This window comes from Pseudomonas sp. P1.31 (genome assembly GCF_001269815.1).
In the GTDB taxonomy this organism is placed as follows: Bacteria; Pseudomonadota; Gammaproteobacteria; order Pseudomonadales; family Pseudomonadaceae; genus Aquipseudomonas; species Aquipseudomonas rustica.
Genome location: NZ_LHVN01000027.1, coordinates 190,589 through 209,155, shown reverse-complemented (window position 1 = coordinate 209,155; position 18,567 = coordinate 190,589). Strand labels below are relative to the sequence as shown.

Annotated in this window: 13 protein-coding genes; 8 read left to right on the top strand and 5 right to left on the bottom strand. The window is 59.4% G+C overall.

The genetic code is table 11. The features are described from left to right. Positions 1 to 23: 23 nt before the first annotated feature. From AD669_RS17745 to AD669_RS17730, 4 genes are all read left to right on the top strand, one after another. Complete coding sequence (locus tag AD669_RS17745; protein ID WP_007910467.1) at positions 24 to 260, top strand: DUF1653 domain-containing protein; 237 nt, start codon at positions 24 to 26, stop codon at positions 258 to 260. Positions 261 to 374: 114 nt separating this feature from the next. Continuing rightward, positions 375 to 3,005, top strand: coding sequence for a type I DNA topoisomerase (gene topA, locus AD669_RS17740; protein ID WP_053122091.1), 2,631 nt, complete (start codon positions 375 to 377; stop codon positions 3,003 to 3,005). A gap of 144 nt (positions 3,006 to 3,149) precedes the next feature. After that, positions 3,150 to 3,674, top strand: a complete 525-nt coding sequence (locus AD669_RS17735) for a DUF6586 family protein (RefSeq protein WP_053122089.1) — start codon at positions 3,150 to 3,152, stop codon at positions 3,672 to 3,674. Positions 3,675 to 3,780: 106 nt separating this feature from the next. Then, positions 3,781 to 4,014, top strand: coding sequence for a hypothetical protein (locus tag AD669_RS17730; protein WP_008082203.1), 234 nt, complete (start codon positions 3,781 to 3,783; stop codon positions 4,012 to 4,014). A gap of 97 nt (positions 4,015 to 4,111) precedes the next feature. Here AD669_RS17730 and sulA read toward each other — a convergent pair whose 3' ends face one another. Beyond that, positions 4,112 to 4,585 carry an SOS-induced cell division inhibitor SulA gene (gene sulA / locus AD669_RS17725; protein WP_053122087.1) on the bottom strand — a complete coding sequence of 158 codons (474 nt, stop codon included), beginning with the start codon at positions 4,583 to 4,585 and terminating at the stop codon, positions 4,112 to 4,114. A gap of 10 nt (positions 4,586 to 4,595) precedes the next feature. Continuing rightward, the gene (gene lexA, locus AD669_RS17720) at positions 4,596 to 5,204 is read right to left on the bottom strand and encodes a transcriptional repressor LexA (RefSeq protein ID WP_053122085.1); all 609 of its coding nucleotides are present in this window, start codon (positions 5,202 to 5,204) and stop codon (positions 4,596 to 4,598) included. 229 nt (positions 5,205 to 5,433) lie between these two features. On the opposite strand from lexA, the gene AD669_RS17715 reads away from it, so the two are divergent. The 4 genes from AD669_RS17715 (at position 5,434) to AD669_RS17700 (ending at position 11,363) form a co-directional block, all read left to right on the top strand. Continuing rightward, positions 5,434 to 6,141, top strand: coding sequence for a TetR/AcrR family transcriptional regulator (locus AD669_RS17715; protein WP_019648307.1), 708 nt, complete (start codon positions 5,434 to 5,436; stop codon positions 6,139 to 6,141). Positions 6,142 to 6,299: 158 nt separating this feature from the next. Further along, complete coding sequence (gene nagZ / locus AD669_RS17710) at positions 6,300 to 7,310, top strand: beta-N-acetylhexosaminidase (RefSeq protein ID WP_053122083.1); 1,011 nt, start codon at positions 6,300 to 6,302, stop codon at positions 7,308 to 7,310. A 12-nt stretch (positions 7,311 to 7,322) separates the two neighbouring features. Then, complete coding sequence (locus AD669_RS17705; RefSeq protein WP_053122081.1) at positions 7,323 to 8,060, top strand: S-methyl-5'-thioinosine phosphorylase; 738 nt, start codon at positions 7,323 to 7,325, stop codon at positions 8,058 to 8,060. Between the two features lie 9 nt (positions 8,061 to 8,069). After that, positions 8,070 to 11,363, top strand: a complete 3,294-nt coding sequence (locus AD669_RS17700; RefSeq protein WP_053122080.1) for a DEAD/DEAH box helicase — start codon at positions 8,070 to 8,072, stop codon at positions 11,361 to 11,363. A gap of 124 nt (positions 11,364 to 11,487) precedes the next feature. Here AD669_RS17700 and AD669_RS17695 read toward each other — a convergent pair whose 3' ends face one another. The 3 genes from AD669_RS17695 to mfd are packed head-to-tail and all read right to left on the bottom strand — an operon-like array spanning position 11,488 to position 18,216. After that, on the bottom strand, positions 11,488 to 14,178 hold the full coding sequence (locus tag AD669_RS17695) for a DEAD/DEAH box helicase (protein WP_053122078.1): 2,691 nt from the start codon (positions 14,176 to 14,178) through the stop codon (positions 11,488 to 11,490). An 11-nt stretch (positions 14,179 to 14,189) separates the two neighbouring features. After that, a complete protein-coding gene (locus AD669_RS17690; protein WP_053122077.1) occupies positions 14,190 to 14,756 on the bottom strand; it encodes a CsiV family protein in 567 nt (188 codons plus the stop codon). Positions 14,757 to 14,766: 10 nt separating this feature from the next. Further along, the gene (mfd, locus tag AD669_RS17685) at positions 14,767 to 18,216 is read right to left on the bottom strand and encodes a transcription-repair coupling factor (protein ID WP_053122075.1); all 3,450 of its coding nucleotides are present in this window, start codon (positions 18,214 to 18,216) and stop codon (positions 14,767 to 14,769) included. Between the last annotated feature and the right edge of the window lie 351 nt (positions 18,217 to 18,567).

Here is an 18,567-nt window from a genome sequence, read left to right as displayed (position 1 = left end):
AAAATTTGAGTGAGGGCCAAAACATGCCGATACAACCTGGGCTCTACCAACATTACAAAGGTCCGCAGTACCGTGTATTCAGTGTTGCGCGGCATTCGGAAACCGAAGAAGAAGTGGTCTTTTACCAAGCCCTGTATGGCGATTACGGCTTTTGGGTACGCCCCTTGAGCATGTTTCTCGAGTCGGTCGAGGTTGACGGCGAGCAGGTGCCACGCTTTGCTTTGGTGCAAGCTGAACCGAGCCTTTTTTCCAAGGCATAAGGCGAGTGCGCACAGAACCCTGTGCTTGACCTCACCTTGTATCAACTATATATAGCGGTGCCGCGTCAGGCGCCAACCGCCTTTCACTTCTAGAATTCAGGAATTTTCTGATCCATGGGCAAATCGCTGGTCATTGTGGAATCCCCGGCTAAGGCCAAGACCATCAACAAGTATCTGGGTAACCAATACGTGGTGAAGTCGAGTATCGGCCATATCCGAGACCTGCCCACCAGCGGTTCGGCTAGCGCCAGCAAAGAGCCAGCCGCCAAGCGCGGCAAGGCTGCTGCGGGCGAAGGTCCGGTGCTCTCGCCGAAAGAGAAGGCGCGCAAGCAGCTCGTCTCGCGTATGGGTGTCGATCCCGATCATGGCTGGAAAGCCAAGTACGAGATCCTCCCGGGTAAAGAGAAGGTCATCGAAGAGCTGCGCCGGCTCGCCAAAGATGCTGACACCATCTATCTCGCAACCGACTTGGATCGCGAGGGGGAAGCCATTGCCTGGCACCTGCGCGAAGCCATCGGTGGTGACGACAGCCGCTACAAGCGCGTGGTGTTCAACGAAATCACCAAGAAGGCGATTCAGGAAGCGTTCTCCAAGCCGGGCGAGCTGGACATCGATCGTGTCAACGCTCAGCAGGCGCGTCGGTTCCTCGACCGCGTTGTCGGTTACATGGTCTCGCCGCTGCTGTGGGCGAAGATCGCCCGTGGCCTGTCCGCTGGCCGCGTGCAATCTGTAGCCGTGAAGCTGGTCGTTGAGCGTGAGCGCGAAATTCGTGCGTTCAACCCGGAAGAGTACTGGGAAGTGCATGCCGATCTCGGCACCACCAAAGGCTCGACCGTGCGTTTCGAAGTGGCTCGCGAAAAAGGCGAAGCTTTCAAGCCGCTGAACGAAGCCCAGGCCACGGCCGCGCTGGAAAAGCTCAAGGCTTCCAGCTACAGCATCGTCAAACGCGAAGACAAGCCGACCAGCAGCAAGCCTTCGGCGCCGTTCATCACGTCGACCCTGCAACAGGCTGCGAGTAATCGCCTGGGCTTCGGCGTGAAGAAAACCATGATGATGGCCCAGCGTTTGTATGAAGCCGGCTACATCACGTATATGCGTACCGACTCGACCAACCTCTCGGCCGATGCCGTGACGATGGCGCGTGCTTACATCGAAGACGAGTTCGGCAAGAAGTACCTGCCGGAAACGCCGAACGTCTACAGCAGCAAGGAAGGCGCACAAGAGGCTCACGAAGCGATTCGTCCTTCAGACGCCAACACCATTCCAAGCAAGCTGGCGGGCATGGAGCGCGATGCAGAGCGTCTCTACGAGCTGATCTGGCGCCAGTTCCTGGCTTGCCAGATGCTGCCGGCCCAATACCTGTCGACTACCGTCAGCGTCGGCGCTGGCGATTTCGAGCTGCGCGCCAAGGGCCGCATCCTCAAGTTCGACGGTTACACCCGTGTCATGCCGCAAATTGCCAAGCCGGGCGATGACGACGTTCTGCCTGATATGGCGCAGGGCGACGTGATGAAGCTGATCAAGCTCGATCCGTCGCAGCACTTCACCAAGCCGCCGGCGCGTTACTCCGAAGCCAGCCTGGTGAAAGAAATGGAAAAACGCGGCATCGGTCGTCCTTCGACTTATGCGGCGATCATTTCGACCATTCAGGATCGCGGTTACGTGACCCTGCACAACCGTCGTTTCTATTCGGAAAAGATGGGCGACATCGTTACCGAGCGTCTGTCGGAGAGCTTCTCGAACCTCATGGACTACGGCTTCACCGCCGGCATGGAAGAGAATCTCGATGACGTGGCGCAAGGCGAGCGCGACTGGAAAAACGTGCTGGACGAGTTCTATGGCGACTTCAAGAAGAAGCTCGAAGTAGCCGAGAATCCGGAAAACGGCATGCGTGCCAACCAGCCGGTGATGACCGACATTCCGTGCACCACCTGCGGCCGTCCGATGCAGATTCGTACCGCATCGACCGGCGTGTTCCTCGGTTGCTCGGGCTACAGCCTGCCGCCGAAAGAGCGCTGCAAGGCCACCGTCAACCTGGTGCCGGGCGATGAAATCGCTGCGGACGATGAGGGCGAGTCGGAGTCGTTGGTACTGCGCGGCAAGCATCGTTGCCCGATCTGCAGCACAGCGATGGACGCTTACCTGCTCGACGAGAAGCGCAAACTGCACATCTGCGGTAATAACCCGGATTGCGCTGGCTACGAAATCGAAGAGGGCAGCTATCGCATCAAGGGTTACGAAGGCCCGAGCCTGGAATGCGACAAGTGCGGCAGCGAGATGCAGCTCAAGACCGGCCGATTCGGCAAGTTCTTCGGTTGCACCAACCCTGAGTGCAAGAACACCCGCAAGCTGCTGAAAAGCGGTGACGCGGCGCCGCCGAAGATGGATCCGGTGAAGATGCCTGAGCTGAAATGCGAAAAGGTCAACGACACCTACATCCTGCGCGACGGTGCCTCCGGCCTGTTCCTCGCGGCGAGTCAGTTCCCGAAAAACCGCGAGACCCGTGCTCCGCTGGTGATCGAGATTGTGCCGCACAAGGACGAAATCGATCCGAAGTACCACTTCCTCTGCGACGCGCCGAAGAAGGATCCTGATGGTCTGCCGGCGGTTATTCGCTACAGCCGCAAGACCAAGGAGCAATACGTGCAGACCGAAGTCGACGGCAAGCCTACCGGTTGGAAAGCTTACTACGACGGCGGCAAGTGGACGGTTGAAGACAAGCGTACGAAGGCCAAGGCCGAGTAAGCGTTAGTCCGATACTGAAAAGGCCGCATGCAAACCCTCGGGTTTTCATGCGGCCTTTTTGTTTTCTGCTTGCGGTGGGATCGGCTGATCCACGACACTGTCCGGCCTGTGTGAAGCAATTATTTCGTTGTGGAGAGCGCCGTCATGGCTCACGAACTCTATACCCGTACCAATCAGAAGATCTATTTCGCCGGTCTGTCGCTGGAAGCCCTGGCTCGCGCTGAAGAAGGGCGGGCGATGAATTCTCTGGCGCTGATTCAGGCCGGGCGTGAATCGGCGTTATTCCACCTCTACGGCGCTTTGCTGGGCCTGTGCCACGAGATCGCCGGGTTCTATCGTCTACCTCAGGCCAATGCGCCACGGGCAGAGATGCTGCTGACGCGCGAAGTGCTGGAGTCGATCGCGATTCCCGAAATGGCTGAAATGGTCGAATTGGCGGGTAATCCTGAAACCTGGCTGGCGAAACTGTTGGCGGCGCATTCGGCACTGTTTCAGCCTCCGCGGGTGCCGCATAAGCCGAAGGGCGACGTGACCCAGCCGCTGATTCAGGCGATCAATCTGGATGAAGAAGAGGCGCCAGAAGAGTTGAGCCGAGAGGAGCTGGAAAGCTGGCGGCAGAATCTGAAAGGCTTGGCGATTCGTTTTCGTGAAGGATTGAACGAGTGCTGAGACTGATTGAGACGGTGGCAATCTGAAACATGCTGCTGGTCAAGATCCCGAGCGAATCCTGAATGATGTCTATATAATCCCTGCCTTTCGTGGAGAACAGACCTATATGCCAACGTCCTTTCTAGAAATTGTCGAGTTACCAGACGGCCGAATCGAACTGCGCAGGGCGGAGGACGAAGGTTCTTTGGTGACTCTGGATTTCTCCGAGGATGCCAAGACTTTCCTTCAGGGTCAGCACGTGGAAATCGCCAAGGCGATGTTGAGCGTCGGCGTGCAGATGGCCGGCCGGATGATTGAAGGTGAGTTTGATAAGGAAGAGGGGCCACGGGTTCTTCACTGATCCCTGCCTGCTTTTCGTTTTTATCGGTACCGCTTCAGATCGGCTTCTCTGTCCTTGGAGAAGCCCTGCGCTTCACACAGCGCATTTCACCTGCGAATCAACCCAAGCGAATGTTCAGGCTTTGAGCGTCGCCCGTGCGGGCCGCGCTGATCAGTTGCTGACGTGAGGTTGTGTTCAGCGGGTTGAGCCAGGTCACCACTGTGTGACTGCGGCCCAGACGCAATGCCTCGCACGCCAACTGTTGAGCACTTTGCGTGCCGCGCGGTTGCAGCAGCAGAATGCGTTCGCGGTTCAGGCCGGCATCGCGCAGCCAGGTTTGCGTCAGGCTGGCAGGCGGCGCGATCAGCGTCAGCCAGCGAGCGTCCTGATCTTCGCTGAGTTCGCGAAGGATCGGGGCGAGCAGGTTCAGGCAGTTCCCGGCCGCACCGCGCAGAGACAGCTCACTGAATACTTCAGGTTCGGCATTCCATTCACGCTCGACCACTTCTTTGAGGATCGGCGCCATCGGTTGCGCCAGAAACGCTTCGAATAAAGGCAGTTGTGTTTGCTGAGGTGTGTGTGGGAACTGCATAAAGCCTCCTTTAGCGGCGGATAACGCCGACACTCAAGCCTTCGATCACCAGTTCCTGATCTTTCAGGTCGACTTCGATAGGGGCGAACTCAGGGTTTTCGGCCATCAGCCAGACTTTGCTGCCTTCACGCTTGAAGCGTTTGACGGTCACTTCATCGCCGATACGGGCGACAACAACCTGGCCGTTACGCGCTTCGCGGGTGGTGTGGACGGCCAGCAGGTCACCGTCGAAAATGCCGATGTCCTTCATGCTCATGCCGTGCACGCGCAACAGATAGTCGGCACGAGGGTGGAAGAAGGCGGGATTGATGTTGCAGGATTCTTCGATGTGCTGCTGAGCGAGGATCGGCGCACCGGCAGCGACACGGCCAATGACCGGCAGGGTAGAGTCGTCAGCCTTGGCTTCGAAGCCAGGGATGCGAATGCCACGAGAGGCGCCCGGGGTCATTTCGATGGCGCCTTTGCGGGCCAGCGCCTTGAGGTGTTCTTCTGCCGCGTTAGGCGACTTGAAGCCCAGTTCCTGAGCGATTTCCGCACGGGTTGGCGGATAACCGTTGTCTTCGAGGCAACGTTTGATAAAGGCCAGAATCTCGGCTTGGCGTGGCGTCAGCTTTAGCATAATGATCGCTCTGTCTTTTTATACAGTGACTGGGATTATATACAGTGAAACGCTCTTGGCAATGCCCGTTTTTTTGCCTGCCGCCGGACGGTCGGCAGCACTGCTTATAAAAGCGTCGGGCTTGTGTGGTTAAATAGCTGACCGACCATTCCCAAAACGAACTGGCAGGCTTGACAAGGCATAGGCTGAAACGTATGTTTCAAACAAGTGTTTGTCAGGCGGAGTAGCCATGGCCCAGTCGGAAACCGTTGAACGCATTCTTGATGCTGCCGAGCAGTTGTTCGCGGAGAAAGGTTTCGCGGAAACCTCATTGCGTTTGATCACCAGCAAGGCTGGCGTCAACCTGGCAGCAGTGAACTATCACTTCGGTTCGAAGAAGGCCCTGATACAGGCGGTTTTCTCGCGCTTCCTCGGGCCATTCTGCCTCAGCCTCGATAAAGAGCTGGAGCGCCGTCAGGCCAAGCCTGAGAACAAGCCGACCCTCGAAGAACTGTTGGAAATCCTCGTCGAGCAAGCCCTCGTGGTGCAGCCACGCAGCGGTAACGACCTGTCGATTTTCATGCGTTTGCTCGGCCTCGCGTTCAGCCAGAGTCAAGGCCACTTGCGCCGTTATCTGGAAGACATGTACGGCAAGGTATTCCGTCGCTACATGTTGCTGGTCAACGAAGCCGCGCCGCGTATTCCACCCATCGAACTGTTCTGGCGCGTGCACTTCATGCTCGGCGCTGCGGCCTTCAGCATGTCCGGCATCAAAGCGTTGCGGGCGATTGCCGAGACCGATTTCGGCGTCAACACTTCCATTGAACAAGTCATGCGCCTGATGGTGCCGTTCCTCGCCGCGGGCATGCGCGCAGAAACCGGCGTCACCGACACGGCCATGGCTACCGCGCAACTGCGTCCGCGCAGCAAATCAACGCCGGTCGCCGCCAAGGTTTAACCGCGCACGGGTGGGCGCGGCAGCTTGTATCCGCTAAGCTAGCCGCCCATGCCGACTCTCGTTCTGAACCCGATCCAAACAGAAATTGCCGACCTGCCGAGCACTGCTCACGGTAGCGATTTTCTGCGCATCGGGTTTTTCGTTTTCAAGGAATCTCTATGACTGCTGGCCTGCAAGGCTCGTTGATGGTGGACGTCGCCGGTACCTGGCTGACGGCCGAAGATCGCCAATTGTTGCGTCAGCCCGAAGTGGGCGGCCTGATTATTTTCGCCCGTAACATCGAACATCCACGCCAGGTGCGTGAGCTCAGCGCCGCGATCCGCGCGATTCGCCCGGATCTGCTGCTGGCGGTGGATCAAGAGGGCGGTCGTGTGCAGCGTCTGCGTCAGGGCTTCGTGCGCCTGCCGGCCATGCGTGCCATCGCCGACAACCCGAATGCCGAATACCTAGCCGAACAATGTGGCTGGATCATGGCCACCGAAGTGCTGGCGGTCGGCCTCGACCTGAGTTTCGCCCCGGTACTCGATCTCGATTACCAGCGCAGCGCCGTGGTCGGCACCCGTTCCTTTGAAGGCGATCCCGAGCGCGCCGCAGTCCTTGCCGGGGCATTTATTCGCGGCATGAACAGCGCGGGCATGGCGGCCACCGGCAAGCACTTCCCTGGTCACGGTTGGGCCGAAGCCGATTCCCACGTGGCGATCCCGAATGACGAACGCAGCCTCGACGAGATCCGCGCCAACGACCTCGTGCCGTTCGCCAGACTCAGCAAACAACTGGCTGCGATCATGCCGGCGCACGTCATCTATCCGCAGGTCGATTCGCAGCCAGCCGGCTTCTCCCGCCGCTGGTTGCAGGACATCCTGCGCGGCGAGTTGCAGTTCGACGGCGTGATCTTCAGCGACGACCTGTCGATGGCCGGCGCCCACGTGGTCGGCGACGCCGCCAGCCGCATCGAAGCTGCGCTGACTGCCGGCTGCGACATGGGCCTGGTGTGCAACGACCGCGCCGCTGCCGAGCTAGCCCTCAGCGCCGCGCAACGGATGAAGGTCAAGCCCTCCGCCCGAATTGCGCGCATGCGCGGTCAGGCCATTGCCAGCACCGAATATCGCCAGGATCCGCGCTGGCTCACCGCCATCGGCGCGCTCAAAGACGCTCAACTGATCGATTAAGGATTTTTCGTTATGACCGTTTACGCAATCATCGGTGGCACCGGCCTGACTCAACTCGAAGGCCTGAGCATTCGTCAGTCGCTGGCAGTCGATACGCCTTATGGCGCGCCGTCGGCCGAAGTGCAGATCGGCGAATACGCCGGCAAGGAAGTGCTGTTCCTCGCCCGTCACGGCCACCCGCATCGCTTCCCGCCGCACAAGGTCAACTACCGCGCCAATCTGTGGGCGCTGAAGCAGGCCGGCGCCGAAGCGATCATCGCGGTGAATGCCGTCGGCGGGATTCATCCGGCGATGGGCACCGGGCATTTCTGCGTGCCACATCAGATCGTCGACTACACCAGCGGCCGCGAGCACACCTATTTCGCCGATGATCTGGAGCACGTCACCCACATCGATTTCAGCTTTCCCTACAGCGAACCGCTGCGTCAGCAATTGATTGCCGCCGTGGCTGCTGAAGGTTGCGAGTTCAGCGATCAAGGCGTTTACGCCTGCACCCAAGGCCCGCGTCTGGAAACCGTGGCGGAAATCGTGCGTCTGGAGCGCGATGGCTGCGACATCGTCGGCATGACCGGCATGCCGGAAGCCGCGCTGGCGCGTGAGCTGGATCTGGATTACGCCTGTCTGGCGCTGGTGGTGAACCCTGCGGCGGGCAAGACCACCGAAGTGATCACCATGGCCGAGATCGAGCAGGCGCTGCATGACGGCATGGGCAAGGTGAAGTCGACATTGGCGCGGGTGTTGGCCGGCTAAGGGCTGCCCATGAGCATTTTCATCGAGCGGCTCAAGTCGTCGGCCTGGACTCAGGCATTCACTAGCAGCGCGCTGGCCAAGGCTCGCGCTTATGCCGCCGATGATCGAGTAGAGATCATCGAGATCGATGACAGAAAGATCGAGGCGTTCTGCGTCGGTTCGCAAGATCAGGCGTATCAACAAACCCTATACCTGTCCGAAGATCGGCTAGGTTCCGTCAACCTGCGTTGCCTGTGCACCTGTCCTGTCGCTATCGATTGCAAGCATTGCGCTGCGGTGCTTTATCACCTGCAGGGCAGTGATCATAGTGCGTCTGAAAGTGACGCACAGATCCCGCTGGGGCGGGCGCTGGAACATTGGCTTTCGACAATTCCGGTTCCCACCAAGCCCGCCGTAGAAGGCGCGCAAACCGCAGGCACGCGCCTGTTTTACAAGCTCAAGCCAACGTCAGTGAGCGGCAAGTGGCTGCTCGATATTTTCAAGGTTTCCCAGCTCAAGAGCGGCGAGTTACGCGAAGTCAAACCGATGTATTCGCTGGCGGAAATGCTCATGCGTCAGCCCGGCTACCTGTCCGAGCTGGATCTGCGCGTCGCCAGGCTGCTGGTAGCCATGCACTCGCACCACGCCTATTACAGCGGCTATCCGCTGGAAGGCAGCAGCGGCGCCGAACTGCTGGACATGCTCCTGCGCACCTCGCGGCTGTTCCTCGATTTCGAAGATCTGCGCCCGTTGGTGTCGGGGGCGAAACGCACCGGCCAGTTCGCCTGGGCCGAACAGGCCGACGGCGGCTTCCGTGCGCAGTGGAGCAGTGCCGAGGCGGCGCAAGAAACCGTGCTGGCGCTGGAGCCGCTTTATTACCTCGATCGTGAGCAGCGGCAGATTGGCCCTCTGTTCAATGAACTGGAAGAAAAACTGGCCAGTCATTTGACGCTGGCGCCGGACGTTCCGGCGCGTCAGGCCATGCAGTTCAGCCATCGCATGAGCACCGCAACGAGAATCCCGCCGCCACACCAACTGACCGAACGAGTCATCGACGACGTACTGCCGCAGCCACAACTGACCCTCGTCAGCGGTCGGGAGCGCTCGCGCTGGGAATACGTTCTGGAGCACCGCGCCGCCCTGGTGTTTACCTACAACGGCCAGCCGACGGTGGATCGCAATCCGGAAGTGATGATCCTCAACGGCACCGAAACCCAGCGTATTCAACGCCAGCCTGCGGTGGAAAAGCAGTTGCGCCAGATCCTGCAAAAGCACGGCTTCAAGAAGGCCACGCGCAAGAGTTCGCTGGATCGTCGCGGCGAGATGTTCACTTTGCCGGATGATTCCGCCTGGCTCGGGTTTATGCACGAAGGCCTTGCCACGCTGCGCGCCTCAGAATGGCAAGTCGAGATCAGTGATGGCTTTCATTTCAATGTGCAGCCAGTCGAGCATTGGTACGCCGAGGTCGAAGAAGAGGCTGGGCATCAGTGGTTTGATTTGCAGTTGGGTATCGTCGTCAATGGCCAGCGCTACAGTTTGCTACCGATCCTTCTGCACTTGTTGCGCACCCAGCCGCGCTTGCTCGACCCGGTCAATCTGGCACAACGCAGCGATGACGAAAAACTCCTGATCGAACTGAAACCCAGCGGTTTTGGTGACTCTTCGGGCGCCAAGGTCGCGCTGCCGCTGAGTCGGGTCAAGCCGCTGATGGCCACGCTGGGCGAGTTGTACTTGGGCGGTCATCAGGGCGATGCACTGCGCTTGAGTGTCCCGGACGCCGCGCGCTTGAGTATGCTCGATGGCGTGCCGCTGGATTGGCAGGGGGGCGAGCGGCTGCGCACCTTCGCCAAGCGCTTGCAGAATTCCAGTCACACCCACGTCGTTGCGCCGGCCGGTCTTAACGCGCAATTGCGCCCGTATCAGCTCGAAGGCCTGAACTGGATGCAGACCCTGCGCGAGCTTGAGGTCGGCGGCATTCTCGGCGATGACATGGGGCTGGGCAAAACCCTGCAAACCCTGGCGCATCTGCTCACGGAAAAACACGCCGGTCGCCTCGATTGCCCGGCTCTGGCGGTGATGCCGACCAGCCTGATTCCAAACTGGCTCGACGAGGCCGAGCGTTTCACCCCGCAGTTGAAAGTTTTGGCGCTGCACGGCACGGGACGGCAAAAAGATTTCGCTAATCTGGCCGAGTACGATCTGGTGCTGACCACTTACGCGTTGCTGCCGAGGGATCTCGAGGTTCTACAGCCGCAGCTGTGGAGCGTGATGATTCTCGACGAAGCGCAGAACATCAAAAATCCGATCAGCAAAGCGGCGCAAGCGGCCCGTGATCTGCAGGCCCGTCAGCGCTTGTGCCTGAGCGGCACGCCATTGGAAAACCACTTGGGCGAGCTGTGGTCGCAGTTTCATTTCCTCATGCCCGGCTGGCTTGGCGACAGCAAATCCTTCAATCGCGATTACCGCACGCCAATTGAAAAGCACGGCAATGTTCAGCGCATGCAGCACCTGACGGCACGGATCAAGCCGTTTTTGTTGCGTCGCAAAAAGGATCAGGTCGCCACCGAGTTGCCGCCGAAAACCGAAATCGTCCATTGGGTCGATCTCAGCGACGGCCAGCGCGATGTCTATGAAACGGTTCGCGTCGCAATGGACAAAAAAGTCCGCGACGAGATTGCCCGCAGTGGCGTGGCGCGCAGTCAGATCATCATTCTCGATGCCTTGCTCAAGCTGCGGCAGGTTTGTTGCGACTTGCGCCTGATCAAGATGCCAATGACAGCCAAGGCACTGCGTTCCGGCAGTGGCAAGCTGGTCAGCCTGATGGAAATGCTTGAAGAGTTGCTCGGCGAAGGTCGCAGAATCCTGCTGTTCTCCCAGTTCACTTCGATGCTCGCTTTGATCGAGGAAGAATTGCAGCAACGGGACATTGCCTATTCGCTGCTGACCGGTGACACCACGGATCGGCGCACGCCGGTCAAGGATTTTCAGGGCGGCAAGGTGCCGTTGTTTTTGATCAGTCTGAAGGCGGGCGGTACCGGTTTGAACCTGACCGCTGCGGACACGGTGATCCACTTCGACCCGTGGTGGAGCCCGGCAGTGGAGAATCAGGCCACCGATCGCGCGTATCGCATCGGGCAGAACAACCCGGTGTTTGTTTACAAGCTGATTGCCCGTGGCACCGTGGAGGAGAAGATACAGGCGTTGCAGCAGGAGAAGGCTGCACTGGCCGGGGCGGTACTGGAGGGCGGGACGACGGGTGGCTGGAAGCTTGAGCAGAGTGACATCGAAGCGCTGTTTGCGCCGTTGCCTGTTTCCAAGGGCTGAGCCTAGGTTTTAACTGTTAGACCGAGGTGAGTCATTCGCGAGCAGGCTCGCTCCCACAGTTGGAATGCATTCCCCTGTGGGAGCGAGCCTGCTCGCGAAAGCTATCTAACCAGCACTGCAGGTCTCAACGCTTATCGAGCTTATCCGGCAGCGGCGCAAACAGCGCTTCAATATCATCACTCTGCAACTTCCAGTCCCCAGCCCTACGCCCATCCAGCACGCCTGCCGCCAAGTCGGATTTTTCCTTTTGCAGGTGCTGAATCTTCTCTTCCACCGTGCCCCGGGCAATCATCTTGTAAACGAATACCGGTTTCTCCTGACCAATCCGGTACGCCCGATCCGTCGCCTGATTCTCGGTCGCCGGGTTCCACCACGGGTCGTAGTGAATCACCGTGTCCGCTTCCGTCAGGTTCAGACCAACGCCACCGGCCTTCAGGCTGATGAGAAAAATCTGACGCTTGCCGCTCTGGAATTCCTTCACCGGTGTACGCCGATCGCGGGTCTGGCCGGTCAATAGCGCGTAGGAAACATTACGCTTTTTCAGCTCTTGCTCGATCAAGGCCAGCATTGAGGTGAACTGCGAAAACAGCAAAATCCGCCGTCCTTCCTCAAACAACTCCTCAAGCATTTCCATCAAGCTGTCGAGCTTGCCTGAGGTGCTGCCGCGAGCGGGCAGGGTGGCGTCGTTGACCAAGCGCAAATCACAGCAAACCTGACGCAGCTTCAACAGCGCCTCAAGAATGATGATCTGACTGCGCGCCACGCCTTTGCGGGTGATCTCGTCGCGGACTTTCTTGTCCATCGCCAAACGCATGGTTTCGTACACATCGCGCTGCGCTTCGTTGAGATCGACCCAATGGATGATATCGGTTTTCGGCGGCAGCTCGGTGGCGACCTGCTCTTTGGTGCGGCGCAGCAGGAACGGTTTTATCCTACCGTTGAGGTGCTGAAGTCTGACTTCACTGCCGCGCTTTTCAATCGGCACACGGTAATCGGCGTTGAAGCTTTTCACGTCGCCGAGCCAGCCCGGCAGCAGGAAGTGAAACAGCGACCACAGCTCGCCCAAGTGGTTTTCCAGCGGCGTACCGCTCAGGCACAGACGCTGGCGTGCGTTGAGCTCACGCGCCGCTTGCGCAGCTTTGCTGTTGGGATTCTTGATGTACTGCGCCTCATCCAGCACCAATACATGCAGCGGCTGCTTGGCCAGACGTTCGACGTCTTTGGGCAGCAGCGCGTAGGTGGTTAGGATCAGGTCGAAGTCGGCCAGATTGTCGAAATGTTTTTTGCGCGTGGCGCCGTACAGCGCGACAACTTTCAGCTGCGGGGTGAAGTGTGCCGCCTCATCCAGCCAGTTCGGAATCAGGCTGGTCGGCATCACCACCATGCACGGGCGATCCAAACGTCCGGCATTTTTCTCGCTGAGAATATGCGCCAGGGTCTGTAGGGTTTTACCCAAACCCATGTCATCCGCAAGGATCCCGCCGACTTCCAGTTGCCGCAGCGATTGCATCCAGCTCAGGCCTTCGAGCTGATACGGACGCAGCGTCGCGTTCAGTCCTTCCGGTGCTTCAGCGCTGAAATCACGGATGTCGCGCAAGCGTTGGGCGAACGTGCGGATCTGCTCGCCGCCCTCCCACAGCAGGGGCAGGCCTTCCAAAGAGTTGAGGCGTGTGGCGTCGGCCTTGCTCAGGCGCAGGGTGGTTTCGCCCGGCTCCTGCAAATAGAACTCACCGAGCGTCATCAGCACAGGTTTCAACCGGCCCAGCGGCAACGCCACCTGCAGTGGCCCGTGCTCGATATTGCGTTGTGGCACGTTGACCAGAATCAGCTCGTCATCGCGACGCCGCGCAAGGCGTTCCGGATTGAGAATCTCCGCGTGCGAGCGCATCAGGTTGAGCAGGATCGGCAGCAGACTCAGGCGCTCACCGTTGACGATGATCCCCAGTTCCAGATCAAACCAGTCACGCTCCGGCGCCTGCTCGACCGTGGCGTACCAGTCATCCACGGCAGTCAGGTCAAAGCCAAACTCCTCGTCGATCTGCAATTCCCAGCCTTGGGTGCGCAGCTTCGGCAAATCGTTGAGGGTAAACGTCAGCCAGGCGCTGTCGTTGACCATCTCATACAGTTCGCCCGCGCTTTCTGGCAGCGCTTTGCTCTGCCGCGTGGCGATACGAAAGCCGAGGATTCTTAACTGTTCGCGGTAGGACTGTTCGACTTCCGGGTGGCGTTTTATCCGCAGTGTCTGGGTTTCCTGGCGGATCAGGATGTCGCTGTTCTTCTGCCCGCTGACGTACTCATCCAGATAGCTGAACGACAGCGCCGCTCGGTGCTGAATGTAGCGCTGCATCTTGCCGTTGCGCGGTTCGAAAGCGCTGAACTCGACACTGGCCAGCCACAGCCGTGGCATCGGCTGCACATTGTCGACCAGCACTTGCGGCGGCGCTTTCGGGCCACGGTTTTCCAGCACGGCTTGAAGTTTCTCCAACAGCTCGGCGTCTTTGGCGGCGGCGGGGTAATCGAGGGTTTCCTGCACTTTCAGCAACACCGCTGCGCAGTGTTTACAGTTGTTGCGCACCGGGCAGGTGCAGCCGGCATCGACCAGCAGCAAAGTGCCTTTAGCTGACTCGCGAAGATGAATCGTCTGACGGTAAACGTTACCGCCAGAGCCTTCGCAGCTGGCGGTGATCGTTGCATCGCCGACCTGGGCGATGCGTACCCGGTTTTCCAGGGCGTAGCGGCGGCCACGCTCCAGGCTCTGTTCCTTGAATCGGCTGACCCAGGAGGGCGCCAACGGTTTACTCAGCGGCGGGTTCATAAGGACTTCGATCAGTCCGGAATCGCTTCAGGCGCTTCCCGTGGCGCAGGCGCGGTCAGGGAAGTGATCTTGATCAGCAGGGCCAGATGGCCGTTGTCGAGATAGTTGAGCTGGCCGTTCTTGGTGTGGCTGTCCTGTTTCAGGCGTTCACTGGCGGTGACCAGGCCATTGGTGTCGATCTGATTGACCCAGAAATCGGCAGCCACGTCGGTGAAGCGCCCGAGCTTCATCTCCAGCGTGCCCTCGATCGGGAACTGGCCGTATTGCTCCTGACCGTCGCTGACCGCGACTTTCGCCGGTGCTTCGCCGAGGGTCTGCTGCCAGGCCTTGTGCATCAGGACTGTGTAGTCGCCACTGGCGGTGAGTTTAGTCACCACGTCATTCAGCGCCGGGGTGCGTTTGCTGTCATCGCCCAAACGCTGGGCGCCTGCGGCCCAGTCTTCCGGCGCGGCACGGCTGACGATGGCCGGCACGGCGTTCTGGCGCACCAGAATCATTTCGACCTGATACAGGTCATCGGCAAAAACCGAAGGTGCTACCAGGGTGAGTAGCAAAGTCAGCGAGCGAAACAGGCGCATGCGGCGTCCTTTAAACAGATTTCGGGAGGAGGCGCTCAAACAGCGCCTCTACAGTATTAAAGCGCTCTTCCGGGCGTTCCATCGGCACCTGGAACTTGAACATCGTGGCGCCTTCGAATTTGTAGCGTTTCGGCTGGCTCTGGATCAGCTTGATCAGCGTCATCGGATCGACCGGCGTCTGCGCTTCGAACTCGATGCGTCCACCTTGCGGCCCGCCATCGACTTTCTTGATGCCCAACTGCTCAGCCTGCAACTTCAACGCCGTGATGCGCACCAGATTTTTCGTCGGTTCCGGCAACAAGCCGAAACGGTCGATCATCTCGACTTGCAGATCCTTCAAACCTTCCTCGTCGGTCGCCGAAGCAATGCGTTTGTACAGAATCAGGCGCGCGTGGACATCCGGCAGATAGTCTTCCGGAATTAACGCCGGTACCCGCAAGTTGACCTCCGGGCCACCGCCGAGCGGTTGATCGAGGTTCGGTTGCTCGCCCTTGCGGATCGATTTCACCGCGCGCTCGAGCATTTCCATGTACAGCGTAAAACCGACGGCTTGAATCTGCCCACTCTGGCCATCGCCAAGCAGTTCGCCGGCACCACGGATTTCCAGGTCGTTGGTCGCCAGCACGAAACCGGCACCGAGATCCTGAGTATTGGCGATTGCTTCCAGACGCTTTTCCGCGTCCGAAGTGATTTGCTGGCGCGGCGGCGTCAGCAAATACGCGTAAGCCTGGTGGTGACTGCGGCCGACACGACCACGCAACTGGTGCAGTTGCGCCAGGCCGAATTTGTCAGCGCGCTCGATGATAATGGTGTTGGCGCTCGGCACGTCGATGCCGGTCTCGATGATGGTCGAGGCGATCAGCACGTTGAAGCGCTTGTGATAGAAGTCGCTCATCACTTGTTCGAGTTCGCGCTCGCGCATCTGTCCGTGGCCGATGCCAATACGCGCTTCCGGTACCAGTTCGGCGAGGTCGGCGGCGCATTTCTCGATGGTTTTCACATCGTTGTGCAAGTAATAAACCTGACCGCCGCGCAGCAGTTCACGGAGCAGGGCCTCTTTCACCGTGCTCTTGTTCTGCTCCATGACGAAGGTGCGCACCGACAGGCGTCGCGCCGGCGGCGTGGCGATGATCGACAGGTCGCGCATGCCCGACACCGCCATGTTCAGCGTGCGCGGAATCGGCGTGGCGGTCAGGGTCAGAATGTCGACTTCACTGCGCAGGGCCTTGAGCTGTTCTTTCTGGCGGACACCGAAGCGGTGTTCTTCGTCGATGATCACCAGCCCGAGGTTTTTGATTTTTACATCGTCGGACAGCAGCTTGTGCGTGCCGATGACGATGTCGATCTTGCCTTCCGCGAGATCGGCGATCGCCGCATTCACTTCCTTGGCCGACTTGAAGCGGCTCATCACTTCCACAGTCACCGGCCAGTCGGCGAAGCGATCACGGAAGCTGTTGTAGTGCTGCTGGGCGAGCAGGGTGGTCGGCACCAGAATCGCCACCTGGCGGCCACCGTGGACGGCGATGAACGCCGCGCGCATGGCCACTTCGGTCTTGCCGAAGCCAACGTCGCCGCAGACCAGGCGATCCATCGGTTTCGGCGCGAGCATGTCGGCGCGCACGGCTTCGATGGTGGTTTGTTGATCCGGAGTTTCTTCGAACGGGAAACCGGCGCTGAACGTCGCGTAGTCGGCTTTCGGGTCGGCGAACGCATAACCTTCGCGAGCGGCGCGGCGAGCATAGATGTCGAGCAACTCAGCGGCGACGTCTCGTACCTGTTCGGCGGCTTTGCGTTTGGCTTTCTGCCAGGTTTCCGAGCCGAGACGGTGCAGCGGGGCCAGCGCATCATCGCTGCCGGTGTAGCGCGCGATCAGATGCAGGTTGGCCACCGGCACGTAGAGCTTGGCATTCTCGGCGTATTCGAGGGTGAGGAATTCGGCGGCTTGATCGTCGATTTCCAGAATGGTCAGGCCGAGGTAGCGACCGACACCGTGATCGATGTGCACCACCGGCGCACCTTCGCGCAGTTCGGTGAGGTTTTTGATCACTGCATCGTTGTTGCCGTCGGCACGCTTCTCGCGACGGCGACGTTGCATGACGCGTTGGCCGAACAGCGGACTTTCGGCGACCAGTGCCAGCGCCGGATCATCCAGCATCAGGCCTTCGTCGAGCGGGGCGATGGTGATCGCCAGACGATCCTTGCTCGCAACAAAGTCCGGCCAGCTATCGACAGTTTTCGGTCGCAGCTTCAGACGTTCGAGCAACTCCAGCAGCACTTCGCGACGGCCCGCGGATTCAGCAGTGAACAGCACGCGTCCGGGAAACTCATCGAGGAAGCCAGCCAGCGCGGCCAGCGGTTGCGTAGCTTTGGCTTCAATCGCCAGATTCGGCAGGGCTTGCGCCGGGAAGCGCTCGCGACCGGCGCCGCTTTCGACGTCTTGCTGACTGGCAACCACACGCGGCCAGCTCTTCAGGCGCGCGAAGCAGTCTTCCACCGGCAGGAACAATTCGGCGGGCGGCAATAAAGGACGCGATGGATCGACGCGGCGCTCTTCATAACGATTGCGCACGTCGTTCCAGAAATTCTCCGCCGCTTGCTCGATGCCCGGCAGCGAGAACACTTGCGTGTCTTGCGGCAGGTAATCGAACAGCGTCGAGGTTTCGTCGAAGAACAGCGGCAGGTAGTACTCGATACCGGCCGGGGTAATTCCGCTGCTCAGATCCTGAAAGATCGGGCAGCGCCGGAAGTCGACGTCGAAACGCTCGCGAAAGCGCGCCTTGAAGCGGGTGACTGCGTCTTTCTGCAACGGGAATTCGCGGGCCGGCAGCAGCTTGACCGAGTCGACCTTGTCGATGGAGCGCTGGTTTTCCGGATCAAACGTGCGCAGGGTTTCGATTTCGTCATCGAACAGGTCGATGCGATACGGCAACTTGCTGCCCATCGGGAACAGGTCGATCAGCGCGCCGCGCACGGTGAATTCGCCGTGCTCATACACCGTGTCGACGTAGCGATAGCCGCTGGCTTCGAGCCGCGCGCGCATCTGTTCGACGTCGAGTTTCTGCCCGACATCCAGTACCAGACTGCTGCCGAGCAGGAATTTGGTCGGCGCCAGACGGTGCAGGGCCGTGGTGATCGGCACCACCAACACACCGTGTTCCAGTTCCGGCAGCCTATATAAGCTGGCAATGCGCTGGGAAATGATGTCCTGATGCGGCGAAAACAGGTCGTAGGGCAGGGTTTCCCAGTCGGGGAAATGCAGAACGGGCAAATCCGGGGCGAAGAAACTCAGCTCCTGTTCCAGTCGTTCAGCACTCTGGCTGTCGGCGGTCAGTAGCAGGGTGAAGCGCTTGGCAGCGCTGGCAGCCTCGGCAATCGCCAGACTGAGGGCAGCGCCGGGCAAATTGCCCCAATGCTGTTTACCTGCCTCGGCAGGGAGTTGCGGTAGACGCAGAACGGGCACGGAAGGTTGAGCTCCAGGCTTTGCGACAAAGTCGGTAATTGTAGCGGCGTCGGGTGTCGCCTGTCAGTTGCAGACTACGTCTATCTTCACTGTTTTGGCGAAATGTAGTGGTAACCATAAAAACGAGCACTTTTTTAGTGGTTATGTAGTGCCGAAATTGGCTCGTGTTACGGAGGGTTACAGACATCGTCTAACAGTCGACGAAAAATTGACTGCGCTGGAAGCCGCGTATTTACTGGGCTGGCGCGGGGCGTGATTTTTTTGAAAGGAATTTTGTTACCGATTTCGCGACAAGCGCGCATTGCTGAATGAGGTTGTGGGCGGCATAATGTAGCCCCTTTTTTCTGCCCC

Bases quoted from the DNA above. Each gene is read 5' to 3' on its own strand.
- lexA (WP_053122085.1), bottom strand. From the start codon at position 5,204: ATGCTAAAGCTGACGCCACGCCAAGCCGAGATTCTGGCCTTTATCAAA.
- AD669_RS17730 (WP_008082203.1), top strand. From the start codon at position 3,781: ATGCCAACGTCCTTTCTAGAAATTGTCGAGTTACCAGACGGCCGAATC.
- AD669_RS17695 (WP_053122078.1), bottom strand. From the start codon at position 14,178: ATGAACCCGCCGCTGAGTAAACCGTTGGCGCCCTCCTGGGTCAGCCGA.
- nagZ (WP_053122083.1), top strand. From the start codon at position 6,300: ATGACTGCTGGCCTGCAAGGCTCGTTGATGGTGGACGTCGCCGGTACC.
- AD669_RS17690 (WP_053122077.1), bottom strand. From the start codon at position 14,756: ATGCGCCTGTTTCGCTCGCTGACTTTGCTACTCACCCTGGTAGCACCT.
- AD669_RS17700 (WP_053122080.1), top strand. From the start codon at position 8,070: ATGAGCATTTTCATCGAGCGGCTCAAGTCGTCGGCCTGGACTCAGGCA.
- AD669_RS17745 (WP_007910467.1), top strand. From the start codon at position 24: ATGCCGATACAACCTGGGCTCTACCAACATTACAAAGGTCCGCAGTAC.
- topA (WP_053122091.1), top strand. From the start codon at position 375: ATGGGCAAATCGCTGGTCATTGTGGAATCCCCGGCTAAGGCCAAGACC.
- sulA (WP_053122087.1), bottom strand. From the start codon at position 4,585: ATGCAGTTCCCACACACACCTCAGCAAACACAACTGCCTTTATTCGAA.
- AD669_RS17735 (WP_053122089.1), top strand. From the start codon at position 3,150: ATGGCTCACGAACTCTATACCCGTACCAATCAGAAGATCTATTTCGCC.
- AD669_RS17715 (WP_019648307.1), top strand. From the start codon at position 5,434: ATGGCCCAGTCGGAAACCGTTGAACGCATTCTTGATGCTGCCGAGCAG.
- AD669_RS17705 (WP_053122081.1), top strand. From the start codon at position 7,323: ATGACCGTTTACGCAATCATCGGTGGCACCGGCCTGACTCAACTCGAA.